This window comes from Pseudomonas sp. B40(2017) (genome assembly GCF_002112855.1).
GTDB classification, from domain to species: Bacteria; Pseudomonadota; Gammaproteobacteria; order Pseudomonadales; family Pseudomonadaceae; genus Aquipseudomonas; species Aquipseudomonas pharyngis.
The window spans coordinates 588,253-613,023 of the sequence record NZ_NEIT01000006.1 but is presented as its reverse complement, the minus strand read 5'-3'; the positions used below and the strand labels follow the sequence as shown (position 1 = coordinate 613,023).

Genomic DNA, 24,771 nt, shown 5'->3' with positions numbered 1-24,771 from the left:
CTCCTTGAGGCTCACTTGATCGCCGGTTGCGCATCAATCGCCACCGCGACCTGATTGCCAGCGACGGGTCTGGCTCTGACCGGCGACTTGAGTTTCTCCGCACGCGCCTGGGCATCGCTGAACTGCTCCGGGGTCAGGTGCGCGCGGCTGACCACTTCGGCGGCTTGCTGCCAGTTGTTCTGGTAGAGCAGCAGGGTCACCAGATTCAGCGTCGCCAACTGATTGTTCTGCTTCAGCTCGATGGCGGTCAGGAACTCGAAACGAGCGTCCTCGAGCCGCAGCTGATTGAGGTACACCACGCCCAGATCATTGCGGATGTTTTCATTGGTCGGCGCCAGACGCGCCGCCCGTTGCAGGTGGGCCTGCGCCTGGCCGTTGTCACCACGGGCGGCGTACAACTGGCCAAGGCCATGTTCGGCGTCGGCGTTCAGGCATGTGCCCAGCAGACTGCGATACAACGGCTCCGCTTCACTGCGACCCAGCAGGCGATAGACCTTGGCCTTGCGCAGCCGCACCTCGACGAGGTTGTCGGGCAGCCCCTGCAGATTGGCCAGGCTGGCGTGCAGCTTGCCGTCGTTGACCAGATCATCGGCGAGGTTCAGCGACAGCTCCTGTTCGGAGCTCAACTTGCTGCAGCTGGCCGGCGCCAGCATCGTCGTCCACGGTGCCTGACCGTCGGTTGCGCAACCGCCGAGCAGCAACAGGCTAGCCATGACCATCAGTGTTTTCATCAATCGCTCTCCATCGCCATTGTCATTGTCAGGACGCAAACGCCCGGGTGATTGCGGTAAAACCGGGGCCCGCCAAAACGATCAGCAAGGCCGGAAAAAGCAGCAGCATCATGACCACCGACATCTTTGCCGACATCTTCGAGATGTACTCCTGCAAGCGTGTCAGGCGTCGGTCATCCAGCAGTTGCTTGAGCGTCAGCAACGATTTCATCGCTCCGCCGCCCTGTTGAATCAGTTGTTGCAGGATCACGCAGGTGTCGGTGAACTCATCCACCGCCAGCATCGCGGCCGCCTTGTTCAACTCTTGTCCGAGTTCCAGGCCCGAGTCGACACGGGCCAGGATCAGACGCAGTTCGCCGGTCAGTTCCGGCAGCAGTTTTTGCCCCTCGCTGCTGAGTACACGCAGGGCCTGCTCGACGGCCATGCCGGACTCGAACAGGATTCGCAGCAGGGGAATAAACGTCGACACTTCCACCGCAATGATTTTCTGCCGACGGGCAGCGGCATACGCCAGCAGGCGTTTGGGCAGCAGATAGCCGACGCCGGTGGCGATCATCGGCACCAGCCAGCCGTTGGGTGCGAGGGGGAAAAACACCTCTTTCAGAAACACGCCCAGCCCCAGCGTCAGCAGCGGCGTGCCGATCTGGCAGGCGGCAAACAGCGAGCGCTCGCTGGCCCGGCGCCAACCGAGCCGGCTGAGCAGGGTCTGGGTTTCACTGTCGATGCTCACCGAGCGCTGACCGAAGCGACTGCTGCCCAGTGCCCGCAGCCAGTTGCCGAAACGGTTCTCGCGCACCAGATGCCCCTGCAGACGCTGGTTGACCTGACGCACCCGACGCCGCTCGGTCAGCAGGTGATTGCCGACCAGCAACAGCGCCCCGAGCAACAGCATGAGACTGGCCAGCATCAGCATGTCAGACACTCCTCAACATGCGCCACAGCGCCAGGCAACCGGAGACCTGCAACACCACCGCGACAATCAGCATGGTCCGACCGCCGGAATCGTTCCACATGCCGAGCATGTAGCCGGGATTGGTCAGCATGAAGTAACTGACCAGGATCACCGGCAGCGATCCGAGTACCCACGCGGTCATCCGCGTTTCGCCGGTCAGCGCACGCAGTTGCCGGGCACCCTGGTCACGTTCGCGAATCAGTTTGATCAGGTTCTCCAGCAACTCGCTGGCGTTGCCGCCGTAGCGATGGTTGACCTTCAGGCCCAGGGCGAACATGCGCAGTTCGTCCTGCTCGTAGAGCTCGGCGAAATCGCTGACCGCGTCCGGCAGATTCACCCCCAGCTGCACGTTGCGCTGCACCCGGCCCATCGCGGCTTTCAACGGGTCCTCACTGGTTTCGATGCCACCCATCACCGCGTCGCTCAGCGTCCGGCCAGACTTGAGGCTGCGCACGGTGTGGTCGAGCAACTGCGGTAACTGTTCGATCATCCGATTGAGCCGGCGCCGATACCGCCACGCGATGTACAGCCGCAAAATCAGCGGCGGCGCCAGTATCAGCAGCAACAGGCCAATCCAGTCGGCCAGCAGATAACCCAGCATCATGCCCACGACCCACAACGACAGCCAAAGCCCGAATCGCTCGCTCGGCCGGCCAAGGCCTGCCCGCAGGAACATCCGCTCCAGACCGGACCACGAGGATTTTTCTGCGACTGCTTGCGGTTGTCCGGCGGCGAGGCGAGAGAGCACCCGTTCGTTGGCAGTCTTGCGCACGCCCTGCAGGAACAGGCGAATCGACAACCCCAGCAGCAACAGGCAAAGGACAATCAGGATCACCGGTCCAATCATGACGAAGGCTCCATGCGTTCAGCCCAGACTCGACTCGCGCCGCAACTTGTCGCCGGCCGGATTGACCGCCTCGCGCAGGAAGCCGAACCCGGTGCGTCGATCCAGACGGAACAAGGTGTTGGTGACGTACACGTCTTCACGCACGCCGACCACTTCCACCACTTCACTGACACAACGGCGGCCGTCGGGCATGCGGGTCAATTGAATGATCACGTCGAGCGCCGCACAGATCATCTGCCGCAGGGTGCGTTCGGCCACCGTGCGGCCGGTCAGGCCGACCAGGGTTTCCAGGCGCAGCAACGCATCCTGGGCATTGTTGGCGTGGACCGTGCTCATCGAACCGTCGTGACCGGTGTTCATCGCTGTCAGCACGTCGAGCACTTCAACGCCACGGATCTCGCCGAGAATGATCCGGTCCGGACGCATCCGCAGAGCGTTGCGAATCAGGTCGCTGGCCTTGACCTCGCCATGGCCCTCGGCATTCGGCGGGCGGGTTTCCAGACGCACCACGTGAGGGTGGCCGAGTTGCAGTTCGGCAACGTCTTCGATGGTCACCAGCCGTTCGTGGGGGTTGATCAATTGGCTGAGAATGTTCAGCAGCGTGGTCTTGCCGGTGCCCGTGCCGCCGCTGATCAGGATGTTGCAGCGCTTGCCTACGGCCTCCTGGAAACACTCGAAAATCGGCTGGTCGATGGTCTGCATCGCAATCAGGTCGCTGCTCTTGAGCATATCCTTGCGGAATTTTCGAATCGACAGGCACGGGCCGTCGAGGGCGATTGGCGGGATGATCGCGTTGACGCGGCTGCCGTCGGGCAGGCGCGCATCGACCATCGGCGAAGACTCGTCCAGCCGCCGACCGAGCGGCGCGAGAATGCGCTGCATGACCCGTTCGACGTGGTGCGCATCGATAAAGCGCAGGTCACTCTGATGCAGTACCCCGTCACGCTCGACGAACACCCGATGCGGGCCGTTGACCAGGATTTCGGTGACGGCGCTGTCGCGCAGCAAGACTTCCAGCGGACCGAAGCCGGTCAGCTCATCGACGATTTCTTCCCCCAGCCGCTCCATCTCGTAACGGGAAATCGCCAGGTGCAGACGGGCGATGTATTCGGCGACCTTGTCGGTCACAAATTGCGCCAGCAACTGCCGCGAGCCTTCCAGCAGGTTTTTCCCGGACTCCTCGAGGGCATCGATGATGTAGCGATGCAGCACCAGCTTCAGGCCTTCGTGGTCGGTGTTGCCCGACTGGCACCGCGCCGGTGCACCGAAAAGTTTTTCCGGACTCATGAGGTGCCTCGCAACCGGTCGAACCAGGTGACCCTGGGTTTGGCCAGACCTTCGGAGCGCTTGGCCAGCCGTTCGCCGAGTACCCGCAGGCTCTGGGTGAGTTTTTCCCTGGGCGCCAGTTCAAACAGGCTGACGCCCTGGTTCTTGGCGTTCATGCGCAGCTCCGGACTCAAGGCCAGTACCGCGATCACTTCCAGGTTGAAGGTCTTGCCGAGGGTGTCCGCATCTGGCGCAACGTTGCTCAGATAGCGGTCGACCAGCAGCCGTCCGTGATCGAGCTTCATGCCTTTTTCCCGCCACAGATTGAATACCGCCAGATTGCGCCGGCAATCGAGCACGCTCTGGTCGGTGTACCAGATCAGCTTGTCGCAATGGCTGACAAAGGTCCGCAGGGCTTCGCTGTCAGGCTGGCCGGTGAGGTTCACGACGATGTGCTGGAAGTGCTGGCGCAAGGCGCTGAGCAGCATGAACAGCTCGGCGGCGCTGGTGCTTTCCAGTGGTTCGTCATTGTCGGCGTACGCCAGAATCCGCAGCCCCGCTTCGGCGCTGGTGAACGCGCTGTCGATCAACGTGGCGTCGAGCCTGCGCAGGTGGCGCAAGGCATCGCCGAAGTGAAACGAACTCTCCAGCCCCAGCAACGCCAGGCTGTCGCCACGGGGCAGCCCGAGGTCCAGCAGCAGCGTCTGCTGCCCGCTCTTTTGCACCACCAGTGCCATATGGTTGGCCAGCAGCGCGCCGTCGGAACTGCTCTGTACGCCGTACAACACCGTCAGGCCACCCAGTTGCGCATTGTGGGTCACCGGCGGCAGGCGTTTGCTCAAGCGCCGCACCAGCCCGGCCACTTCGCTGGAACGCGAACCATAGGCGACGAAATCCCGTGCCCCGGCGCGCATCGCATTGAGTACAAGCTGGTTGTCCATGCCGTCGCCAAGGGCAACGATCGCCAGCATCGGCTTGGCCTCCAGCGCGCCTTCGATCAGCGCGCTCTGGGCCACCACGTGTTCCCGGTCGAGGCCGACGAACACCAGGCTGGCGAAGGTGACGTCCACCAGCGCGAGCAATTCGTCGAGGCTGCCGCCACCGGCACTGACCACCTGGCCCAACGGCGCAAGCGCGCTTTGCAGCCACTCCAGATCGGTGTTGTTGCGGGTGATGGCGAGGAAGGTCTGACTCAGGCTCTGGCTCATTGGGACAACCCGCTGCGCTTATCGAAGTTACCGTTTTCCAGGAAAAACATGCGGTAGAAATTCGGGTCGTAGTTGCGCAGTTTTTCACCCGGCAACGACGGCAGTTGCGCCTCCGCCGAGAGCGGACGCACCAGGTGCGGGGTGACGATCATCAGCAGCTCTCGCTCTTCGCGCTTGATCTGCGAGCTCTTGAAAAAAGCCCCGAGCACCGGGATATCGCCCAGCCCGGGAAACTTGTCGACCTGGGAACTGTTGCTGGTACTGATCAAACCGCTGATGACAAAACTCTCACCATCGGCGAGGGAAATGCTGGTGTCGGTGCGGCGGATGGTCAGGGCCGGCACGGTGGTGCCGGCGATGTTCACCGCGTTGCTGAAATCCAGTTCGCTGACTTCCGGCGCCACTTTCAAGGCGATGCGATCGTGGCTGATGATGGTGGGCGTCAGGGTCAGGCGGATGCCGAATTCCTTGTATTCGATCGACACGTTATCGCTGCCGGAACTGGGCACCGGAACCGGAATCTGCCCGCCTGCGAGGAAACTCGCACTCTGCCCGTTGAGAGCCACCAGGCTTGGCCGCGCCAAGGTATAGGCGAAGCCGCTGCCCTCAAGAGCATTGATGATCGCCATGGTCTTGCCGCCGATCCACGAGAAGTTGAACAGCGAGTTGTCCACCGGCAATCGCGGTTGCGGGACACCGTCGATGGGCGGCAAGGTCCCGGGTGAGCCAAAGAGGAAATTGCCGCGGGTGCCGATCAGCGAAGCCGAGGCCTGTTTTAGCTTGGTGCGGCTGACTTCGACGAAGCGAATGTCGGTCTGCACCTGCGAGGGCAACAGCGCATCATCCGACGGCAGCGCACCGGTGTTGGTGAGGGCCGAGGTGGCGGCGCCCTTGACGAACACCATGCTCTGGCGGGGCTCGCTGGAGCAGCCGGTCCAGACCATCAGACTGGTAGCGCCCGGCGCCACGGCGGTAAGCAGGAACGACGAATTGCCATTGGCATGCACGTCGGCGATTTTCGGATCGCCGATGGCCAGGCGCGTGATCGCCACCGGTGATTGCATGTCCTGCTGCCAGCCTTCGTTGATTTCGATCACTGGCGGTAAGCGCCCGAGGGCCGCGCAGTTGCCGGTGGCCGCCTGCGCGGCATTGATTGACAGTCCCATCAGCAGCAAGGCCCGGAGCACGGGATTGAAGGTCGGCCAGGAACGACTCTGCATGCACTTGGATCCTTGCTCAGTCATGGGTTTTGTGGGTTGGTCTGATTGCCGCGAATCACTTCCACCGCGGGCCGTATCGCACCGCTGTGGTCGCTGCCGGGCGCGGTTTTCGGCGCGGTCCCCAGCGCCAACTGAGTGAACTGGAAGAGTTGGCTGTTGGCGGCCACCAGTTTGTCCGGCGCCTGACGTTCGCCGGCCCAATATCTGGCCAGGCGCTGTTCTTCGCTGCTGCGCACGGCCAGGCGCAACGTCCCGACCTGGGTGGCGAGCATCATTCGACTCAACAATTGCTCAGGCACCGCCAGCACCACGGTGCGCGCGGTGAGCCGGCGCTGGTCCTGTTTGATCTTGTCGTCGGCACTCATCGCAGGAGCGGACGGTTGACCGTCGTTGGTCAGGCCGTATTGTTCGCCGACGCCGAGCACACGCATGGCCGGCACCACAATCTGTGCCGACTGTTGCGGGTTGCTGGCGTCCTGGCGCAGGAACAACAGCACGTCGACGTAATCCCCGGGAATCAACTGCCCGGCCGCGCCGATCACTTCATCGACCGACACCGCGAGCGCGCGTTCGTCACTGTGGATCATGCGCGCCAGTGTGCCGCCGGCCTCGAAGCTTTCTTCGTTGAGCCAGGTGCCGGCGCTCAGGTGTCGCCACGGTGTGCGGCCCACGGCCTGTTCGAGAGTACCGAGACTGCCGGCGGGGGCGCTGAGCAGTTTTTCAACGGCCAGATCGGCGGCAGTGAGGGGGGTGAAGGGCGGGACGTCACGCACCAGGACCACGACCGGCTGGCGGGTCTGGTCTTCGGCGGCTGCGACGGTTTTTTCGACGGTGACCACCGCAGGCGCGGGAGCCTCGGCAACCGGAGCGGGCTGCCGGCTGAGCACCAGGCCCCAATATCCGACAACGATGGCCCCCAGTAAAAGCACCGTTGCAAGGCCCATGGTCACACGACTGTTCATGACGGCTCTCCCTTTCCTGCTGCACTACCAGCCCGCACTTCCTACCAAGGGACATCGCAATCAGGCAGCTATGAACATCCAACTATTTCGCTATTTCCACGCTAGCTGAAACAAGACAAAACGCCATTACTGACAGACAAATAACCCACGAAAGTATGGGTGTTGGCCCAATCAGCAGTCGAAATTCCGGGCGTGACGAAGCGACTAATCCTTTATGACTAATCCGTTCTTACAGTTGTTGGGTGGGGCTTTGTTGACAATGCTCAAATGGCACGGCGAACGCTTTGCCGCTGCTGTGACATCGGCGCCAGGTGCGCAAAGGAGTGGGCATATGTTTCGAATGATCGTTGATTATTTAATGGCCAGAGCTTTGCTGCTCTACAAACATGAGGACGGGGCTTCGGCAATTGAATACGCCATCGTCGTGGCCATGGTCGCCGTGGTGGTGGTCGTTTTTGTCACTCCGCTGGGTGATCGTATGCTGGCGATCTTCAACAACGTTCTGGTGTCACTGGGCGGCACGACGCAAACCCGGCCAACGCCATAATCCACAGTACGGTTGCGCCAGCACCTTGCTGATGTCGGGCTACACTCGATCTACCATTCAGCTTTCAGGTACTGCCCATGAACGTGTCTTCTTCCCCACGCCAACAGTTGCTTCTGGTTGACGACGAAGAGGACGCGTTGCTGGAGCTGGCGGAGTTGCTGGAAGGCGAAGGCTTCGTCTGTCATACCGCCACCTCGGTCAAACTCGCCCTGCATCACCTGACCCGCCATCCCGATATCGCTCTGGTAATCACCGATCTGCGCATGCCGGAGGAAAGCGGCATGTCGCTGATCAAGCGTCTGCGCGAACACACCTCGCGCCAGCATCTGCCGGTGATCGTGACGTCGGGGCATGCAGACATGGAGGATGTGAGCGACATGCTGCGGTTGCAGGTGCTGGACCTGTTCCGCAAGCCGATCTATCACGTGCGGCTGCTGGAAACCCTGGACAATCTGTTTCCCAAACCGAAAGTGAATGCCGGGTAAATGGGTTACCCGGCAGTCTGTCTCAGTGTGCGGTTACCCGCTGGCGCAAACCGGAATTGCCCGGCGATAACGCCAGCGCCAACTGCGTGCGGTTGTGCATGTGGGTCAGGCGCAACACCTGCGAAACGTAAAGTTTTACGGTGTTTTCGGTGATGCCCAGCTCACAGGCAATCTGATAGTTGGTCTGCCCCTTGCCCACCAGGCGCGCCACGTCCAGTTGCCGTGGCGACAGCTGATTGAAGATCGCCGGGATCTCCAGTTCACCGGCCTCACGGGTCGCCTCGTCACTGACGGGCGCCGGCGCGCGACGCACCTTGTCCAGATCCTGATAAAGATCATCGATGGACGACGACAGGTCCTGAAGTTTTTGATTCAGATGGCCCAGTTGCAGGGTTTTCTGCCGCTCCTGCAGCACCGCTTCCTGGCGTTGCAGGCCTTCGAGCAATTCATCCAGATTGACCGGTTTCTGGTAGTAGTCGGCAATCCCGGCGCGCAAGGCCTTGATCACGTCCTGCTTGTCAGCGCGGCCGGTGAGCATGATGGCTTCGAACGCCCGGTGTTTGCCGGCCAGCCGTTGCAGTTCCTGCACCAGTTGAATGCCGTCCATGTCCGGCATGTTCAGATCGCACAGCACCAGGCCGATCGCTGTGTCGTCCGAAAAACGCTCGATCGCCTCTTTGCTGGACTGGCACGGCACACAGCGGTAGCCGCTGCTCTCAAGAAATTCACAGAGTTCTTCGACGATCAGAGGCTGATCATCGACAACGATGACTTTTACCGCAGATGTAAGCTTGTTCACGTGCCACTCCATGCCCGGGCCAAAAACTGACCATTCCTGTACTGTCAGCCGCTGGCTGTATAACTCGTTACTTTGAAGGTAGACCCACTTTCCGACTATGTACATAAGACTAGTGGCGCTTGGCGACTAATGGATCCAAGGTAGTGCAAGCACAAATCCGATCAGCACGAACGGCGCAAATGGCAGCTTTTTTGACACGGATGGCGCCATATACCTAATTCGGTGCCTAAGCCCTTGACTCATATGCAGCCAGACTCTTGGCGCAAGCAGCATCCAAATCAGGCTCGCCGCACCGGCGCCGATAAAAATCCCGAGCAGCGAGACGCCGTCCGTCGCAAGACCAAGAGCTGTCATTAGTTTCACATCACCGGCGCCCATTCGGCCCATGAAATACCCGGGCAACGTGAATGCCAGGGCCACGACACAGGCCCAGCCTCCCTGCCCGGCTTCGGCGCCCATCCAGGTGGTACCGAAAGACAGCAGATAGACCAGCGCCAGCGCGCCAGCGCCCAGCGTCAGTGCGTTGGCAATCCTTCGCTGCCGGGCATCCTGGGCCGCGCACACGCTCAACCAGATCAGAAGGACAAGGCTTTGCATCCGGTAAAAACCGTCCGTTTTTGCTGAATGATTCTATGCTGATACTACGCAGTGACTGTCAGGGTAGACGCACGGATGAAAACCGGCTCTCGGAAGGCGCAAAAAGGCGCGGTGGCGATTGAATTCGCCCTGGTGTTCGTGATCTTTTTCGCGGTGTTTTATGGCCTCGTCAGCTACAGCTTGCCGTTCGTGCTGATGCAGACGTTCAACCAGGTCACCGCCGAAGCCATCCGCCGCGCCGTGGCGGTCGATCCCGCGGTTCCCAACTATGCAAGCGTGCTGGTCAGCACTGCGAATGCCGCGTTGACCCAGCAATTGTCGGTGCTGCCGTCGTCGCTGAACGTGGTGGTCGGCACGGACACGACAACGGTCTACGACCCGGCCCAGGGCACGCTCACCGTCAGCGTCAATTACCCGGTGAGCAAGCTCAATCGGGTCATCCCCTTTCTGGTGTTGCCGGGCGTCGGCGCTGTCCCCAGCCTGCCCGCCAACCTGACCGCCATTTCGAGCCTGAAATTTTGACTCCGGGTGACAACCTGCTCGGCCGCCTGCTCAAGCGCAGTATGGTCGCCAGCGATTTGCCGGACGTACTCGGGACCCCGCTGACGGGCCTGCACATCCACCTCGACAACGACGGCGGCGTGTTGCAAATGGCCGGCCCGCTGCGCCTGCTGCTGGCGCAACAGACGCCCCGCGACAAACCGTTGCTGTTACACGACTACCTGCTGGCGCACTGCACGCTGGCGATCGAGGGCCGCCCGCAAGACTGGCAAGGCCAACTGCTGGATCTGGATTTCCCCGGCCTTGGCGACCAGACCTTGCACCTGCGCGGCTGGGTCCAGCCGCTGAGCGATGGCTGGCTGCTGCAACTGATCGACATTGCCGACCTGTTGTCCGAACGCCAGCAAGCGCATCAGCGCGAGGCGTGCCACATGCTCGCCGAGCAGATCAGCAAACAGGTGCGCAGCTGCAGCCTGGGACGGTTGCCGATGCTCGTCAGCGAACAATTGCAGGTGATCGCCCAGCGCTGGCAGATCCCATGCCTGGCACTCGCCCTGCTCGATGAACAGGAACAGGGCTGGCAAATCCATCAGCAGTTCCACGCCCATGACGCGCCGGCGTTGTGGCATGACGGCCAGCGTCTGGGCACGCCACTCGACAGCCTCAATGGCACCGGCCCGCAAAGGCTGGGTGAACATTACGGCCAGTATGAACACTCGCGGGTCCAGGGCCTGTTCGGTAATGCCGAAGGCTTCGCCGTGCCCTACAGCGATGATCGAGGCGTGATGGCGTGGCTGCTCTGCGGTTTTTACGCGGTGGATAAGACCGCGCCACATCTGGCCGATCGCGACTGGCTGATGCTGGCGGGCGCCCTGGCCGGGCCCCTTCTCGGTCGCTTGCGCGAGCAGCAGCATCAACTGCAACTGGAACGGCTGGAGTCGTTGCAGACAATGCTTGGCACAGGCTGGTGGGAAATCAGCCATAGCGAGCAGATTCAACTGGCCCCGACGCTGGCCGCCATCCTGCAACAGGACAGCTCGACGCTGACGCTCGAGGCCTGGCTGAGCCTGATCCATCCCGCCGATCGCGAAGAAGTCCGCAGCCGCCTGCAAGCCCTGCAGATGCAAGGGGAAATCCTCGACCTGTGCGTGCGCCTGCATCCTCGGGATGCCGACCAGACGCAGGCGTGGTATCGCCTTCAGGGGCAGGTCACCGGCACCGGCGAGCACCGGCGGCTGGTGGGTTTCATGCTCGACATCAGCGACATCAAGAACCAGCAGCAACTGGCCGCTGCAGCCCATGCACGGCTGGACAACCTGATCGCCAGTTCGCCGGCGGTGATTTACGTCCAGCACTACGTCGAAGGCGCCTTGCTGCCGGCGTTTTTCAGCGCCAGCCTGCAACCGCTAATGGGCTGGAGCCTGGAGGACTGTGACGCCAGTGCGCTGGCAGAGCGGATTCATCCGGAAGACCGCGCCCTGTATTTCGAGCGAACCCGGCAACTGCTGCGCGAAGGTTCGGTGCGCGCCCGCTATCGCATGCGCGACAGTCGCGGCGATTACCACTGGCTGCTCGACGAAGCCCGGCTGTTGCGCAACGACCTCGGCCTCCCGGTGGAAGCTGTCGGCTTGTGGCTGGACGTCACCGAAGCAACGCTGGCCGCCGAGCAGGTCAGACAGAGTGAGGAACGCTACCGGATTCTGGTGGAGGACTCGCCGGCGATGATCTGCCGCTATCGCCCGGATCTGATCCTGACGTTCGGCAACCGGCCGCTGGCGACCTATCTGGAATGCGCCCCCGAAGCCCTGGCCGGGGTCGATCTGGGCAGCTGGATGTCCGACGTTCAGCGCGCGGCCTTCGTTGAGCGCCTGGCGCAGTTGACCCCGCAATCTCCCGTCAGCAGCGCCGAAATCAACCTGCAATTACCGGGGCGCGAACATGCGTGGTGGGTGTGGTCGGATCGCGGCGTGTTCGATGAACACGGAAAACTGATCGAAGTACAGGCGGTGGGCCGTGACAACACCGAAGTGCGCCGCTCTCAACAGCAGCTCACGCAAAGCGCAAAAATGGCCACCCTTGGCGAAATGGCCACCGGCCTGGCCCACGAAATCAATCAGCCGCTGAACGTCATGCGCATGGCCATCGTCAACGTACGGAAGCGCCTGAGCAACGGCGATGCGCAGATCGATTACCTGACCGACAAACTCAATCGCATCGACGCCCAGGTGCAGCGCGCCGCGAAAGTGGTGGACCACATGCGGGTATTCGGTCGCCGCTCCGAGATCGAGCAGCAGCTGTTCAACCCGGCCAGCGCCATCGAAGGCACGCTGTCGCTGCTGGCCGAAGGCATGCGCGGCAAAGGCGTGGACCTGCGTATCAGCGAAACGGCATTCGAGGTTCAAGTGCGCGGGTACGTCGATCAGCTTGAACAGGTGTTGATCAACCTGATGGTCAACGCCCGGGATGCGCTGCTGGGCAAACGCGAGTCCGACTCGACGTTCAAACCGTGGATTTCAATCTACGCGGAGCGCGACGAGCAACACGTGCGACTGTGGGTCGAAGACAACGGCGGCGGTATCGACCCGCGTCTGCTGGAGCGGATTTTCGAACCGTTCTTCACCACCAAACCGATAGGCGTCGGCACTGGTCTGGGGTTGTCGGTGAGTTACGGGATCATCGAGAACATGGGCGGCCACCTCAGTGTGCGCAACTCGGCGGACGGTGCACGGTTCTGCATCGAACTGCCGATCGCCGCCGACGACTAGATCACCAGATAGGCCTTGCCGGTCTGGCCGCAGGTCATGTTGGCGCCGACATCCACATCCATCAGATTGATGCCCAGCCCCTTGAGCAAATTGTTCAGCAGTGGGTCCAGCAACGGACTCACCAGATTGGTGATCACCGGTTGCAGGGTCGTCGTGACATCACTGATCAGGCTGGCAACGCCTGTGACAATCGCGCCCAGCGGGTTGCTGCCCTGGGGTTTGTAAACGATCAGATTGATCCCGGCGAGGGTGCTTGCCAGGCTGTTGACGATGTTGGTTGAGGGCGCGGCAGCAATCACGCTTGGCGGCAATTTCAGGTTGGGCGGTGTGGCGAACGGATTACCGCTGGAAAACACCAGGTTCTGGGTGTTCTGCGCCACGCTGGTGTTGACCATGATCGCAATGCCGCCAGCGCCGTATGGCACGTGAGTGCTCGGGTCACAGCTGCCGATCCCCAAAATCTTGTGGCAGGTCACCGTACCCAGATCCACCAGCGGCAAGGGTGTAACGGTGGGCTGGGCGGCAGAAGAGAAGGCGTTGGTCGGGTCGATCTTGCCCAGTTTGAGATCGGCAATCGAGGTGGTGGTTCGGGCCGTCAGGCTTTTGGTGCCGGCATTGCCGGTCGGACAACTGTAATCGGTGACATAACTGACGGCACCACCGGCGTCCAGGCTGATGTCGATCTGCGGCGAGGGCAACAGCTTCGGGTCCAGTTGCTCACAACCGGCACCGAGCAGGCAGCCGGCCGAATTCAATGTGGCGACCAGATTAAGGCTCAACAGTGCATTGAGGGTCGGTGTCAGCGTGCCAACCAGTCCGAGTACCGCGTTGGCCAACCCGGTCACCCCGGACAGCACCGGCAGATTCACCGAAAGCATCGTGCGTATCTGCGCGGTGCGCACATAGATCCGGTTCGGCCCGGTGGGATTGGCCCTGGCCAGCGCCGGATCGCCGATCGCGGAAAACTGCGGCGGCTCGATGACTTTGACCCGCACCGTGACATTCGCCAGCCCCAGCACGCTGATCGGCAGAGTCGCGGCCACCGCACTCTTGCTGTTGGCCAGTTGAATCACGCCCTGGACCAGTTGCAGCAACTGCAGATTGGCATCCAGCCCGGCGGCCGTGGTGCCGGTCTGCACTTGCAGGATGTCGCCGAGCTTGACCGGCGCGGCATTGATCGCCGCCACTTGCAGTTGGCCCAGCGCGGTAATCACTTCAGCGGTGGCGCCGTTGAGCTGGACCGCCGTAATCGCGGCCTGGATCAGTTGCGTCACCGTGGCCTGGGTATTGAGCAACTGGGTGTAATTGCCGGCGGCCACATTGAGGTTGATCGCCAGTTGATTCAGGTAGCCAAGCAGGTTGATGTCAGTGTTGAGCAGGCTTTCCCAGCCCAGGGCCGTCAGGTTGACGTTACCGCCAAGCAGCCCGGAAAACAGTGGATTGAGGATGTTCGATTGCGCGGTACTGATGCTGGCCAGGTTGCTGCGGATGTTCAATTGAGCGACGGTCGGCTTGGGTTTGGCCGCCACCGCCGAAGCGTATAGCACGGTGTTGAGACTGACGGGTGTGCCACTGAACAACGCCTGCACCCCGCCGGCAAAACTGGTGGTGACGGTACGGTTGGCCGCGACCTTGACCGCCTCTGATTGCGTGGCGTCCACCGTAAAAGTGCGCAGGCCGGTGGCGGCTGTCGCCAACTTTCCGCAATCGATCACAAGAACGTTGGTGGCATTGGCGACAAACCCGTTGCGTGCCGCGCTTTGCCCCGCGTAACTGGCCGCGGTGAGGCCCGGCAGGCAATTGCCGCCACGGCTGACGGCTTCGAGGGCGGCGGTGTCCACCAGGCGCTGCAGTTTGCGTTGTTCCATGTACAAGCGGCCGCTGTCCACGACCAGCAGCATCAGGACCAGCGCCAGGCTGAGGGTGGCGGCCGCCATCAGGCCGATGGCTCCCCGCTGCCGGGCTGGCCCGCCGCACTGCGAATGACGCGACATGGCGCACTCCTTTGCCGGCGCACGGCCGGGCGCAACCTCCATGGATGGGGTAAGAGTGTAGACACGCGCGGGCAACACTGCTGGCAACGCGCCATTTTCACCCGCCCATAAAAAACGGGAGCCATTTGGCTCCCGTACTTTTTTCAACAGACTCAACGCGGCGGATAGTTGGACAGGATCCGCGCCACGGTTTCGCGGATGGCATTGCTGCGATCCGCCGGGTTCGGCGTGCGGCTGAGTATTTGCTCGTCGCTGCCGCGCCACACCAGTTTGCCGTCCTTGCCGTCGAGCAGATCGACCTGAATGGTCGCCACCTTGTAGGTGATGTTGCGGGTTTCGTTGTACATCGGCGCGCCCCAGTAACCGTTCCACGGGCCACCCCAACCGCCGCCGTAGTTGGTGGTCACCTGTTGCTGACGGTCCTCGACGATCAGGTAGGTCTGCACAAACAGATCGCCTCGGGCGCCCGAGGCGGCCGGGCGCAAGCCACGCTGATCCAGTTGATCGGCAACGGCCTGACGGATGCGCTGCTCGGTCAGGTCGCTCTTGATCCGTGGATCATCGGGGCGGTATTGCAGGGCGGGGTCTTTCCAGCTCCAGCTGCGATACGCGGCGAAGTCGCGGCTGGCGTCAAAATCATGATTGACCTGGTTCGAGGCGCAGGCACTGAGCAGCGCGATAACGACCAGTAAAGCAAGACGGCGGAACATGGTTTTTCTCCGGTGGAAGACATGAACCTGAGGGCGCTTTCATTTGCAGAAGGCTAACCGGGAGGATACGCCGACATGGCCTTTTCGACAGCCTCCCGAATCGCATCGGTGCGATCACTTTGTTTACCCTGGGTAGCGGTTTCGGCGCTGGCGCTCCAGACCGGTTGACCGCTGCCGGCGTCGAACAGATCGACCCGCACCACCACGACCTGTTCCTGATAGGTACGCACGATCGGCACCGTGTTGTACATCCCGTAACCGCGGCCGTAACGGTCATAACCGCCGTAGCCGCCGCCGTAGTAACCGTAATCGTCCTGCACCTGACGCAGGCGGGTTTCCAGGCTCAGGTTGGCGCTGACCAGCAGATCGGCCGGGCGATTGTCATGCAGCGGGCGCAAGCCGCGCTGGTCCAGCGCACTGCTGACGGCTTCGGCCACTTGCGCCGAATCCGCCCAGGCCGTGCCCGGTGGGAGTTGACCGTTGAGCCATGCCCAGCTGCGATAGCGCCCGTAGTCACGAGGGGGCGCGGGATAAGCGCTGCGGTCGAAGGTAGTCGCCGCTTGCGGTGGGGCCGGCGGCAGCGGTCGTGACTGCGCCACGTAAGGGTTGCTGCCCTGGCAGGCGGCCAACCCCAGACAGATCAGCAGTAACCCTGAATGACCTTTCATATCTCGCTCCGATCAGATCGGCCGGCAGATCCAGTGCAAGTAGCGCCCAAGCCCGGCGAAGCTTGGGTGACGACGGTGGGCGAGCTCCATCTCGAGCAAATCAATCAACTCGGCGCGGGCCTGGAATTCCACCGGCATGTAATCGTGGAAAACCCGCACCCCGCTCTGGGTTTCGACCTGCCACAACCCCGCGAGTTGCGTCGCCAGTTCCCGTGGATCGAGCGGCTGCTGCGGGGTCAGGCTCTGCTTTTCGCCGGCCAGGTCGTTCTTGCGCATTTTCTTGAAATGGCCTTTGAGCAGGTTCCGGTAAATCAGCGCATCGCGGTTGTAGAACGCCAGCGACAGCCAGCCGCCGGGCTTGGTCAACTGATGCAGCACCGGCAGGATCGCGTGAGGTTCGGCCAGCCATTCCAGCACCGCATGGCACAGCACCAGATCGTAAGGCTCGGTGAGCTGGCCGAGCAGTTTCTGCCAGGGCGCCTGAATGAACGTCGCGCTTTGCCCGGCTTCGGCAAAGCGCTGGCGGGCGCCTTCGAGCATCGGTTCGGCCGGCTCGGTGAAGGTCACCTCGTGCCCGCGTTCAGCCAGCCACAACGACATGTGGCCCAGGCCGCCACCGATGTCCAGCACCCGCAACGGGCGGTCCGGCAAGGCTTCGGCGAGATCGGCCTGCAACACCGCTAGGCGAATCGCGCCTTTGGCGCCGCCGTAGATTTTTTCGGCGAAACGGGTCGCCAGTTGATCGAAATGACGGTCGCTCATCAGCTGAACCGCCGTTCGCTGTCGGCGAGTTTGCTGCGCACCACTTCATTCATGTCCAGCCCCAGTTCGCTGCACAGCAGCAACAAATAGAGCACGATGTCGCCGACTTCCTGCCCGGCGTGGGCGAGTTTGTCCGCCGGCAATTGGCGGGACTGGTCTTCGGTCAGCCACTGGAAGATTTCCACCAGTTCGGACATTTCCACGCTGGCGGCCATGGCCAGGTTTTTCGGGCTGTGAAATTGCCGCCAGTCATTACGGTCGCGAATGGCGTGCAGGCGTTCGGTCAGTTCAACAAGGTTCATCGGGCTCTCCTGAAGGCGTATAGCTTCGGGGGGATGCCGAGCGAAGGCAAGCGCCAGTCGACCGTTAAAACCCTCTATGCTTGCAGGGAACTCGACCGCACCCGCTGCGGCCCAAGGCTCAGCTCTTTCATCAGGAAACAGACATGCAGGTAGAAAGCTTTTTCGAATGGCTGGGCCAGGCGCTCGGCTCGATCATCCGCTTCATCGTCGACGGCCTCAGCGGCCTGTTCAATCTGCTGGGCAACGCCGGCGGCAACTTTGTCGACGGGCTGTCGAAGGCGCTGGGCATGGACACGTCGATCATCAGCATCATCGCGCTGATCGTCGGCCTGATGCTGCTGTGGTCGGCGATCCGCGCGTTCATGAATGCCTCGATCATTGCCGGGATCATCTGGTTGCTGCTGGGATTGTGGCTGCTGAGCTGGATCATTCACTGACACCTCCCGCTACAATGCCGCTCCCCAAGGAGCCCGCATGTCCAACCTGATCGCCGACTGGCGCGACCGCCCGACCCATCACCGGGTCTGGGCCCTCGCCGCCCCCATGATCCTCTCCAACATTTCCGTGCCGCTGGTGGCGCTGGTCGACAGCACCGTCATCGGTCACCTGCCCCACGCTCATCAACTGGGCGCGGTGGCGGTGGGCGCCAGCCTGTATACCTTTCTGGCCTGGGCCATGGGTTTTCTGCGCATGGGCACCACTGGCTTCGCCGCCCAGGCCGCCGGGCGCAGCGACGGCGCGGCCTTGCGGCAGATTCTGCTTCAGGGCCTGCTGCTGGCGATGGGGCTGGCGCTGCTGCTCGGGGCGCTGGGTGTACCACTGAGCGGGGTCGCACTGCACTTCATGCAACCGTCGGCGCAGCTGGATCAACTGACCCGTGACTTCTTCCACACCCGCCTGTTCGGGCTGCCGGCGGCGCTGGCCAGTTATGCGCTGGTCGGCTGGTTCCTCGGCACCCAGAATGCCCGGGCGCCGCTGGCGATTCTGCTGAGCACCAACCTGATCAACATCGTGCTCAACCTGTGGTTCGTCATCGGCCTGAACTGGGGCGTGGTCGGTTCGGCCCGCGCATCGGTAATCGCCGAATGGAGCGGCGCCCTGCTCGGCCTGTGGATGACTCGTAGAGCCTTGCGCGCCTATCCCGGACACATTGCCTGGGCGGCTCTGAAAATCTGGCAGAGCTGGCGTCCGCTGCTGGCGGTCAACCGCGACATTTTCATCCGCAGCCTGGCCCTGCAATCGGTGTTTTTCCTGATCACCGTGCAGGGCGCGCGACTGGGCGATGCCACGGTCGCGGCCAACGCGCTGCTGCTCAACGGTCTGCTGCTGACCGCCCACGCACTGGACGGACTGGCCCACGCCGTCGAAGCCCTGTGCGGCCACGCCATCGGCGCCCGTGATCGTCTGGCCCTGCGCCGTTCGCTGGTGGTTGCCGGCGGCTGGTCGTTGCTCGCGAGCCTGGGCTTCGCCGCGCTGTTTCTGCTGGCCGGCCACCTGTTCATCGAAATGCAGACCGACATCCAGAGCGTGCGGGAGACCGCGTTCATTTACCTGCCCTACCTGGCTGTCCTGCCGTTGATCGCGGTCTGGAGCTACTTGCTCGACGGCCTGTTCATCGGCGCCACCCGTGCCCGGGAAATGCGCAACGGCATGCTGGCCACCGTGATCCTGCTGCTGCCTGTCGCTTGGGCGCTGCAAGGTCTGGGCAATCACGGCCTGTGGATTTCGTTCCTGTTGTTCATGGTGCTGCGCAGCCTGACCCTCGGGGGACTGGCGTGGTGGCTGCGACGCACCGATGGCTGGTTCAACGGTGCCGCTCACTGAAGCTGTGCTTCACGATGGATCGCTCAGCCAGCGTCGACGCAACAGTTCGAGTCGTTCTCGCGGAGTCAAACCTTGCGGCAGCGGCATCAGCTCGGCACGCGGATTCAGCAAACGCAGCCACAACCAGTCGTCCAGCAGCGTCCGCTCGCTGAAGCCCAGTGCCAGACCTTGTTCCTGAAAGGCAGATATCAGCCGAAAGTTGTTTCCCGTCGCCTGACTCCAGCGCCAGACATGCTGATCCAGCAGGCAACGGTGCAAGCGTTCACGCTGTTGCCGGGTCAGGCTTTGCTCGATGCGCAGCGGCTCCACGGCCAGCCCCGGATTGCGCAGTTGCTGCCAGCCCTGACTGCCACCAGCCAGATCGGCCCAAGTCCCGCCGAACCAGCGCAGCCATCCGATCGGCCCGAGCCAGCAGCTCAGTTGCCGGGCATCGCAGGCATCGAAAAAGTAACTGGCGGTCTGCCGATTGTAGAAATTGAGCAGTGCCCGGTGATTCAGGCCGATGGACACGGTCAGCATCCGCTGCAAGTGTTCGCGCAGTGACTGCGCCGAGACCTCGCTGCCCAGCAGCAGCCCTTGCCAGGTCATGGGATCGGTATGACAGAGCGCCGATAGCGCCGGGCAGTCACGCAGGTCGATCAGCCATGGGCCTTGCTCACTGACCGGCTGAAACTCGGTACCGTCAAACAGCTGCAGGCAGTGCACACCGGAGAATCCCTGACGTAACGTCTTCACTGCCTGAGGCGCCTGTGCGATATCCAGCAACAACCATTGAGCGCGTTGTCCGGGGGCTGCGCCGCTCATCTTCCATCGCTCGTTTTGAGCCCGGCGACCAATCGACAGCTGCACAGTGACGCCGAGCAATGGCGATAACTGCCGCCCCCCGGTATCAGGCACAGCAACAACAGAGGCTCGGCCGCCTTCAACCATTGAGGCACGCCGGCGGTATCCAGGCGCTCGGGCAGCGTTGACGATGCGTCATCCTCGATGCCCTCGATGAGTGCCGGGACCTGCAAGACGCCACTGATCACCGGCTGCTCAGGGTCACCTTCGAGAAAGCTCACCACCACCTCTACCCCGTCCTTCAATGATGCCATCGGCGTATCGGCCAACGCCGGAGCCAGCGGCAACCAGCAGTGGCTGGGGCGGGCCCCTTCGCCCTGATAAAGCCAGTCGAACTGAACGGCCACCGGCCGCATGGCATCAGGTTGCGTCTCCTCGACCGACACCACCCAGGCACGCTGTGGGCTGCACATGCGAGCACTGCGGTATTCAACGGGTGATCGAGGCTCCGGCAACTGGTCAAGGGCAAAAATCCGGTTGCTGTAGGGCGGCTCGAGCGACTGATCGGCTCGATGCTCGATTCGACTCACCAGCCAGTCCGTATTGGCGTCTGCCAAGGGCTCGCCGGAAATCGTCAACCAGTGACCACTGCGCAGGGTTGGCGAATCGGAATGCCCCTGCGCCGTCAGTGTCCGCCGCGGCCCCTTTGCGTGCAGGCGGGCATGCTCGCCCAGTTGCCAGCGGCGCACTGGCGGCGACGGCGCTCCATCTTCGCTCTCGAATTGCAGGTTGCCGGCGCGTGGCAGCCGGGCCGGGTCATCACCGAACACCAGGCAATGCCCCTGGCTCCCTTGCTCGAAGTGATAGTGAATGCGTGCCTGTCCGCACAGCCTCTGTACCAGTTGCAGATCCGACTCGCCGTACTGGGTGCAGAATGTCCGGGGCGGATAAGCGCCTTGCAGATCGAACCGACGCCAGTTGCCACTGATGCCGTGCTCCTTGAGCACCTGATCCAGAATCTGCGGCACCGAGCGGTCGCTGAAGATGCGCTGGCTGAAGCGCAGTCCCAGACAGCTCAACCGCGGCCCCAGCCGCGCCCGGCACAACCGGGCGCTGCGCCCCTGTTCATGCTGGACAAGGCTATGCAACTGCCCGTGAATACCATTGCCGCAAGGCCCGAAACACAGGCGCGCCGAACGATACATCAGCCCGGCAAGGTCCAGGTGCGGATCATCGACCAGCAAGTCGATCTCGAACGCGAAAGGCTCGCTGATGGCTTCGCAACCCGTAAATGCCAGGACTTCAAGCGAGTCGGACAGGCCCGCTACATCGAGACGAAACGACGGCTCGTCGGCTGGATCGAACATGGGGGGATTCTCTACAGGGGGGCGGGCGGGGATTCTCGCCGAGACCCATGGCCGAGTAGAGGGCCGAACTACAAATTCGGAAATGACCTACGCGAAAAGCAGACAACGTCACTTTGCTGGCCTGGAAACAGGCCATTTCGCGAAGAGAAAAAGAAGCGTCTCACCCGGTCATCTGAAACGTCCGCGGTGGGCGGAACAATTTCAGACAACCAGATAAAAGCGGAACCTGGCCTCAGGAGGACAGGTAGGAGGAGCGGGTCAGACCCAGGCGCAGGGCATCGAGGAACTGGGTGCGTTCGCTGGCGCTGATGCGGGCACTGGCGCACTTGTCGCGATAGTGAGTCATCAGTTCTTCCGGCGACAGGTGCACATAGCGCAGCATGTCTTCGATGGTGTCGTGGGTTTCAATGCCGGCGTGGTACACGCTGCCGTCGGCGTTCTGGTAAATGTTCACCGAGTCGGTGTCACCGAACAGGTTGTGCATGTCGCCAAGAATTTCCTGATAGGCGCCGACCAGGAACACGCCCAGCAGATAGTCTTCACCTTCGTTCAGCGCATGCACCGGCAGGCTGGTCTCGATGCTCTGCTCGTCGACGTACTGGTTGATCTTGCCGTCGGAGTCGCAGGTCAGATCCTGCAGCACCGCGCGACGCAGCGGCTCTTCGTCGAGACGGTGCAACGGGATGATCGGCAGCACCTGATCGATCGCCCAGGTGTCCGGCAGGCTCTGGAATACCGAGAAGTTGCAGATGTACTTGTCGGCCAGCTTGTCGTTGAGTTCGTCCAGCACCTGACGGTGCGAACGCTGACGTGCCTTCAGCGAGTTGTGCAGACGACGGCATACGGCGAAGTAGCACTGCTCGGCCAGGGCCTTCTCGGCCAGGGTCAGTTTGCCGTCGGCGTACTGGGCGGCCACGTCGCTCATGTAGTGGGTGGCGCGCCAGTAGGTTTCGGTGACCATTTCGATGTCGGTCGGGCCCAGCAGGTCAACCAGCCACTGCACGGTTTCCGGCAGCGCTTCCTTGTTCTCGATCAACGGGATTTCGTCGTTGTGTTTCTCGACGTCGGTAACCTGCACCACCAGCATCGCGTGGTGCGCGGTCAGCGAGCGGCCGCTTTCGGAGAAGATGTGCGGATGCGGCAGCGCCTGCGCATCGCAGAACTCCTTGAGCATGCCGACCACGACACCGGCGTAGTCATCCATGTCGTAGTTGATCGAACTGGCGTTGCGCGAGTGCGTACCGTCGTAGTCCACACCCAGGCCACCACCGACGTCGATGTGATCGACCGGCAGACCGAGGTTGCGCAGCTCGCCGTAGTAACGGATCGCTTCCTTGAAACCGTGCTGGTAGTCGGCCAGGTTGGCGATCTGCGAACCCATGTGGAAGTGCAGCAGACGGATGCCCTGATCCAGGCCCGCCGCGCGGAAACGCTCGACCACCGACAGCAGTTGCGCCGCCGACAGACCGAACTTGGATTTCTCGCCACCGGTGTCCGCCCACTTCGACGACGCCAGGGAGGACAGACGCACGCGCAGACCGACCTGCGGCTTGACCTTGAGCGAGGCGGCCTCTTCGATCACCAGACCGACTTCGGATTCTTTCTCGATCACAATGAATACATTGTGGCCGAGCTTCTGGCCCATCAGCGCCAGACGGATGAACTCGCGGTCCTTGTAACCGTTGCAGACGATGGTGCCGCCCTTCGGCGCCAGCGCCAGCACGGCCAGCAGCTCGGGCTTGGAGCCGGCTTCCAGACCGATCGAAACGTTCTGGGTGGCGATGATGTTCTCGATCACCGCTTCCTGCTGGTTGACCTTGATCGGGTACAGCGCGGTGTATTTGCTCTGGTATTCCAGACGCTCGATGTTCGCATCGAAAGCGCCGGTCAGCTGACGGACGCGGTCTTGCAGGATGTCGGGAAAACGCACCAGCAGCGGCAGGGACAAGCCACTCTTGCGCAGCTGGTCGACTTGTTCGAACAGATCGATAGGCGAGCTGCTCGGGCCGTTCGGACGAACTTCGACGCGACCGGCGTCATTGATCGCGAAATACCCGGCCCCCCAATGGCGAATCCCGTAAACACTGCGGCTGTCCGCAACTGTCCATTGGCTGCCATCGTCTTTGCGTGTGCGTCGTACGGACATCGAAGTCCCCTATAAAGAAGTCATAGTGCGTCGCCTGATCGCAGGCCGGCGCAGTCTAAAGAATGAAAATGACGGTTCGTCAGCGGGGCGGTAGACCGCGCTGACAGCGTTGAGTTTAGAAACCGGTCATGAACAGGCTCTGTGAAAACCATGGAAACGACGTCAGGCCCAGGGACTCTGGAGCTGAATCAAGCCGCCGGTGGGTTTCACAGAGGCTGCTAGCCGCCGGACTTCTTCGCTTTGAAGCCGTGCTTGACCAACTCGGCCAGGAGCAGCTCGACATGGTCGCCCTGGATCTCGATGATCCCGTCTTTCAACGCACCGCCGGTGCCGCAACGTTTCTTCAACGTTGTCGCCAGCTCCTTGAGTGCGTCTTCGGCCAGAGGCACGCCGGTGATGGTGGTCACCGTCTTGCCGCCACGCCCCTTGCTCTCGCGGCGCACACGGGCAATGCCGTCGCCGGCCGGGATCACGGTTTGCTTGCAGATACAGGCGTCCACCGGCTTGCTGCATTCCGGGCAATGACGACCTGCGTCGGTGGAAAATACCAGGCCGCCCAGGGCGGCGAAGGATGCGGCTTTTTTGGCCACCGGCAATCCTCTCGGGAGGACAAAGACTGATCGCAGCCTTGGGCAAGGCTATCGACCGCGAAGCCCCACTCAGGCAGGGGCAGCGCTACTGCACCGGTTCTTCAATAAAAGCAGGCCGGTGCAGCTTGAAAAGGTCGCGCAGTGTAACGGCAAAAACGCCGATTGCTAAGTGCCAATCGGCGCCAATTTATGTGTTCTTTGCGACGTTGCTTTGCTGAGCCTTCAGATAACGTTTCAAGGCTGCCAGAGAGTCCGGGCAATAAGGCTTTTGCTCGATTTCCCGCATGACCTGTTCGATCGGAATGAAGCGCGCTTCGAGCACCTCCTCCGGCTGCAGGATCAACGGCCCGTCCCACACCGCCGAAAACGCCGAACACCACAGGCGATTGCCGGTGTCTTCGAAGTAGAAATGGTCGTGGGCCGTCAGTTCGACACCACTCACCCCCAGCTCTTCCTCCAGCTCACGGGCCGCCGAATCGGCGTAGGTCTCGTTCGCCTGCACCATGCCGCCCGCCGCCACGTCCCAGTAACCGGGATAGATGGCTTTGCTCAACGTGCGCCGATGCACGCAGAGTTCACCGGCGGAGTTGAACAGCATGATGTAGGTGCCACGGCCGATCAGTCCGCGTTCTCGCAGGTCCGAACGCACCAGGGCGCCGAGCAGGTTGTCCTGCTCGTCCACCCAGGCGATCTGTTCGGCATCCGAGGCGGCGCGGTGAGCCGCCTCTCTGGCGCTCTCGTCCAT

Annotated in this window: 25 protein-coding genes; 6 read left to right on the top strand and 19 right to left on the bottom strand. The window is 62.2% G+C overall.

The window, feature by feature from the left end:
• Positions 1-11 precede the first annotated feature (11 nt).
• From CAF76_RS19815 to cpaB, 7 genes are read right to left on the bottom strand one after another with little or no spacing between them, the layout of a single operon-like run.
• Complete coding sequence (locus CAF76_RS19815; RefSeq protein WP_085648135.1) at positions 12-731, bottom strand: tetratricopeptide repeat protein; 720 nt, start codon at positions 729-731, stop codon at positions 12-14.
• Positions 732-759: 28 nt separating this feature from the next.
• Positions 760-1,644 (bottom strand): type II secretion system F family protein, encoded by an 885-nt coding sequence (locus CAF76_RS19810; RefSeq protein ID WP_039772493.1) that lies wholly within the window; start codon positions 1,642-1,644, stop codon positions 760-762.
• Position 1,645: 1 nt separating this feature from the next.
• On the bottom strand, positions 1,646-2,530 hold the full coding sequence (locus tag CAF76_RS19805; protein ID WP_085648134.1) for a type II secretion system F family protein: 885 nt from the start codon (positions 2,528-2,530) through the stop codon (positions 1,646-1,648).
• Positions 2,531-2,548: 18 nt separating this feature from the next.
• On the bottom strand, positions 2,549-3,817 hold the full coding sequence (locus tag CAF76_RS19800) for a CpaF family protein (RefSeq protein WP_085648133.1): 1,269 nt from the start codon (positions 3,815-3,817) through the stop codon (positions 2,549-2,551).
• Positions 3,814-5,004 carry a pilus assembly protein gene (locus CAF76_RS19795; RefSeq protein ID WP_085648132.1) on the bottom strand — a complete coding sequence of 397 codons (1,191 nt, stop codon included), beginning with the start codon at positions 5,002-5,004 and terminating at the stop codon, positions 3,814-3,816. The genes CAF76_RS19800 and CAF76_RS19795 overlap by 4 nt, the downstream gene beginning before the upstream one ends.
• Positions 5,001-6,224, bottom strand: a complete 1,224-nt coding sequence (locus tag CAF76_RS19790) for a type II and III secretion system protein family protein (RefSeq protein ID WP_085648131.1) — start codon at positions 6,222-6,224, stop codon at positions 5,001-5,003. The genes CAF76_RS19795 and CAF76_RS19790 overlap by 4 nt, the downstream gene beginning before the upstream one ends.
• Positions 6,225-6,244: 20 nt before the next feature.
• Positions 6,245-7,186, bottom strand: coding sequence for a Flp pilus assembly protein CpaB (gene cpaB, locus CAF76_RS19785; protein WP_085648130.1), 942 nt, complete (start codon positions 7,184-7,186; stop codon positions 6,245-6,247).
• A gap of 340 nt (positions 7,187-7,526) precedes the next feature.
• Between cpaB and CAF76_RS19780 the strand changes: the two genes are divergently transcribed.
• Together CAF76_RS19780 and CAF76_RS19775 are read left to right on the top strand one after the other, a co-directional pair.
• Positions 7,527-7,733, top strand: a complete 207-nt coding sequence (locus CAF76_RS19780; RefSeq protein ID WP_039772511.1) for a Flp family type IVb pilin — start codon at positions 7,527-7,529, stop codon at positions 7,731-7,733.
• Between the two features lie 77 nt (positions 7,734-7,810).
• A complete protein-coding gene (locus tag CAF76_RS19775) occupies positions 7,811-8,218 on the top strand; it encodes a response regulator (protein ID WP_007958451.1) in 408 nt (135 codons plus the stop codon).
• A gap of 22 nt (positions 8,219-8,240) precedes the next feature.
• On the opposite strand, the gene CAF76_RS19770 is transcribed toward CAF76_RS19775, so the two are convergent.
• Positions 8,241-9,017 carry a response regulator transcription factor gene (locus CAF76_RS19770; RefSeq protein WP_085648157.1) on the bottom strand — a complete coding sequence of 259 codons (777 nt, stop codon included), beginning with the start codon at positions 9,015-9,017 and terminating at the stop codon, positions 8,241-8,243.
• Between the two features lie 126 nt (positions 9,018-9,143).
• On the bottom strand, positions 9,144-9,614 hold the full coding sequence (locus CAF76_RS19765; protein ID WP_085648129.1) for a prepilin peptidase: 471 nt from the start codon (positions 9,612-9,614) through the stop codon (positions 9,144-9,146).
• Positions 9,615-9,689: 75 nt separating this feature from the next.
• Between CAF76_RS19765 and CAF76_RS19760 the strand changes: the two genes are divergently transcribed.
• Both CAF76_RS19760 and CAF76_RS19755 read left to right on the top strand, forming a co-directional pair.
• A complete protein-coding gene (locus tag CAF76_RS19760) occupies positions 9,690-10,136 on the top strand; it encodes a TadE/TadG family type IV pilus assembly protein (protein ID WP_064593254.1) in 447 nt (148 codons plus the stop codon).
• Positions 10,133-12,880, top strand: a complete 2,748-nt coding sequence (locus CAF76_RS19755; RefSeq protein WP_085648128.1) for a PAS domain-containing sensor histidine kinase — start codon at positions 10,133-10,135, stop codon at positions 12,878-12,880. The genes CAF76_RS19760 and CAF76_RS19755 overlap by 4 nt, the downstream gene beginning before the upstream one ends.
• On the opposite strand, the gene CAF76_RS19750 is transcribed toward CAF76_RS19755, so the two are convergent.
• From CAF76_RS19750 to CAF76_RS19730, 5 genes are all read right to left on the bottom strand, one after another.
• Positions 12,877-14,874, bottom strand: coding sequence for a pilus assembly protein TadG-related protein (locus CAF76_RS19750; protein WP_085648127.1), 1,998 nt, complete (start codon positions 14,872-14,874; stop codon positions 12,877-12,879). The two genes, CAF76_RS19755 and CAF76_RS19750, sit on opposite strands and share 4 nt — an antisense overlap.
• A 152-nt stretch (positions 14,875-15,026) precedes the next feature.
• Positions 15,027-15,584, bottom strand: a complete 558-nt coding sequence (locus tag CAF76_RS19745) for a DUF4136 domain-containing protein (protein ID WP_064593251.1) — start codon at positions 15,582-15,584, stop codon at positions 15,027-15,029.
• Positions 15,585-15,637: 53 nt separating this feature from the next.
• Positions 15,638-16,252 carry a DUF4136 domain-containing protein gene (locus CAF76_RS19740; RefSeq protein ID WP_085648126.1) on the bottom strand — a complete coding sequence of 205 codons (615 nt, stop codon included), beginning with the start codon at positions 16,250-16,252 and terminating at the stop codon, positions 15,638-15,640.
• A 12-nt stretch (positions 16,253-16,264) separates the two neighbouring features.
• Positions 16,265-17,014, bottom strand: coding sequence for a methyltransferase (locus tag CAF76_RS19735; protein ID WP_085648125.1), 750 nt, complete (start codon positions 17,012-17,014; stop codon positions 16,265-16,267).
• Positions 17,014-17,316, bottom strand: coding sequence for a MazG-like family protein (locus CAF76_RS19730; RefSeq protein WP_007951009.1), 303 nt, complete (start codon positions 17,314-17,316; stop codon positions 17,014-17,016). Before CAF76_RS19730 ends, CAF76_RS19735 begins: the two co-directional genes overlap by 1 nt.
• A gap of 143 nt (positions 17,317-17,459) precedes the next feature.
• Between CAF76_RS19730 and CAF76_RS19725 the strand changes: the two genes are divergently transcribed.
• Positions 17,460-17,753 (top strand): hypothetical protein, encoded by a 294-nt coding sequence (locus CAF76_RS19725; RefSeq protein ID WP_007951010.1) that lies wholly within the window; start codon positions 17,460-17,462, stop codon positions 17,751-17,753.
• Positions 17,754-17,790: 37 nt separating this feature from the next.
• Positions 17,791-19,140 (top strand): MATE family efflux transporter, encoded by a 1,350-nt coding sequence (locus tag CAF76_RS19720; RefSeq protein WP_085648124.1) that lies wholly within the window; start codon positions 17,791-17,793, stop codon positions 19,138-19,140.
• Between the two features lie 9 nt (positions 19,141-19,149).
• On the opposite strand, the gene CAF76_RS19715 is transcribed toward CAF76_RS19720, so the two are convergent.
• From CAF76_RS19715 to CAF76_RS19695, 5 genes are all read right to left on the bottom strand, one after another.
• A complete protein-coding gene (locus tag CAF76_RS19715) occupies positions 19,150-19,944 on the bottom strand; it encodes a DUF4123 domain-containing protein (RefSeq protein WP_085648123.1) in 795 nt (264 codons plus the stop codon).
• Complete coding sequence (locus CAF76_RS19710; protein WP_085648122.1) at positions 19,941-21,290, bottom strand: type VI secretion system Vgr family protein; 1,350 nt, start codon at positions 21,288-21,290, stop codon at positions 19,941-19,943. Before CAF76_RS19710 ends, CAF76_RS19715 begins: the two co-directional genes overlap by 4 nt.
• Positions 21,291-21,522: 232 nt before the next feature.
• Positions 21,523-23,436, bottom strand: a complete 1,914-nt coding sequence (speA, locus tag CAF76_RS19705) for an arginine decarboxylase (protein WP_039772053.1) — start codon at positions 23,434-23,436, stop codon at positions 21,523-21,525.
• Positions 23,437-23,654: 218 nt separating this feature from the next.
• On the bottom strand, positions 23,655-24,026 hold the full coding sequence (locus CAF76_RS19700; protein ID WP_007951016.1) for a translation initiation factor Sui1: 372 nt from the start codon (positions 24,024-24,026) through the stop codon (positions 23,655-23,657).
• A 187-nt stretch (positions 24,027-24,213) separates the two neighbouring features.
• Positions 24,214-24,771 (bottom strand): NUDIX hydrolase, encoded by a 558-nt coding sequence (locus CAF76_RS19695; RefSeq protein WP_085648121.1) that lies wholly within the window; start codon positions 24,769-24,771, stop codon positions 24,214-24,216.

Coding starts and splice junctions, on each gene's coding strand:
- CAF76_RS19745 (WP_064593251.1), bottom strand. CDS start 15,584: ATGTTCCGCCGTCTTGCTTTACTGGTCGTTATCGCGCTGCTCAGTGCC.
- CAF76_RS19750 (WP_085648127.1), bottom strand. CDS start 14,874: ATGTCGCGTCATTCGCAGTGCGGCGGGCCAGCCCGGCAGCGGGGAGCC.
- CAF76_RS19760 (WP_064593254.1), top strand. CDS start 9,690: ATGAAAACCGGCTCTCGGAAGGCGCAAAAAGGCGCGGTGGCGATTGAA.
- CAF76_RS19810 (WP_039772493.1), bottom strand. CDS start 1,644: ATGCTGATGCTGGCCAGTCTCATGCTGTTGCTCGGGGCGCTGTTGCTG.
- speA (WP_039772053.1), bottom strand. CDS start 23,436: ATGTCCGTACGACGCACACGCAAAGACGATGGCAGCCAATGGACAGTT.
- CAF76_RS19780 (WP_039772511.1), top strand. CDS start 7,527: ATGATCGTTGATTATTTAATGGCCAGAGCTTTGCTGCTCTACAAACAT.
- CAF76_RS19725 (WP_007951010.1), top strand. CDS start 17,460: ATGCAGGTAGAAAGCTTTTTCGAATGGCTGGGCCAGGCGCTCGGCTCG.
- cpaB (WP_085648130.1), bottom strand. CDS start 7,186: ATGAACAGTCGTGTGACCATGGGCCTTGCAACGGTGCTTTTACTGGGG.
- CAF76_RS19730 (WP_007951009.1), bottom strand. CDS start 17,316: ATGAACCTTGTTGAACTGACCGAACGCCTGCACGCCATTCGCGACCGT.
- CAF76_RS19695 (WP_085648121.1), bottom strand. CDS start 24,771: ATGGACGAGAGCGCCAGAGAGGCGGCTCACCGCGCCGCCTCGGATGCC.
- CAF76_RS19740 (WP_085648126.1), bottom strand. CDS start 16,252: ATGAAAGGTCATTCAGGGTTACTGCTGATCTGTCTGGGGTTGGCCGCC.
- CAF76_RS19800 (WP_085648133.1), bottom strand. CDS start 3,817: ATGAGTCCGGAAAAACTTTTCGGTGCACCGGCGCGGTGCCAGTCGGGC.
- CAF76_RS19805 (WP_085648134.1), bottom strand. CDS start 2,530: ATGATTGGACCGGTGATCCTGATTGTCCTTTGCCTGTTGCTGCTGGGG.
- CAF76_RS19710 (WP_085648122.1), bottom strand. CDS start 21,290: ATGTTCGATCCAGCCGACGAGCCGTCGTTTCGTCTCGATGTAGCGGGC.
- CAF76_RS19715 (WP_085648123.1), bottom strand. CDS start 19,944: ATGAGCGGCGCAGCCCCCGGACAACGCGCTCAATGGTTGTTGCTGGAT.
- CAF76_RS19795 (WP_085648132.1), bottom strand. CDS start 5,004: ATGAGCCAGAGCCTGAGTCAGACCTTCCTCGCCATCACCCGCAACAAC.
- CAF76_RS19720 (WP_085648124.1), top strand. CDS start 17,791: ATGTCCAACCTGATCGCCGACTGGCGCGACCGCCCGACCCATCACCGG.
- CAF76_RS19790 (WP_085648131.1), bottom strand. CDS start 6,224: ATGCAGAGTCGTTCCTGGCCGACCTTCAATCCCGTGCTCCGGGCCTTG.
- CAF76_RS19815 (WP_085648135.1), bottom strand. CDS start 731: ATGAAAACACTGATGGTCATGGCTAGCCTGTTGCTGCTCGGCGGTTGC.
- CAF76_RS19765 (WP_085648129.1), bottom strand. CDS start 9,614: ATGCAAAGCCTTGTCCTTCTGATCTGGTTGAGCGTGTGCGCGGCCCAG.
- CAF76_RS19735 (WP_085648125.1), bottom strand. CDS start 17,014: ATGAGCGACCGTCATTTCGATCAACTGGCGACCCGTTTCGCCGAAAAA.
- CAF76_RS19775 (WP_007958451.1), top strand. CDS start 7,811: ATGAACGTGTCTTCTTCCCCACGCCAACAGTTGCTTCTGGTTGACGAC.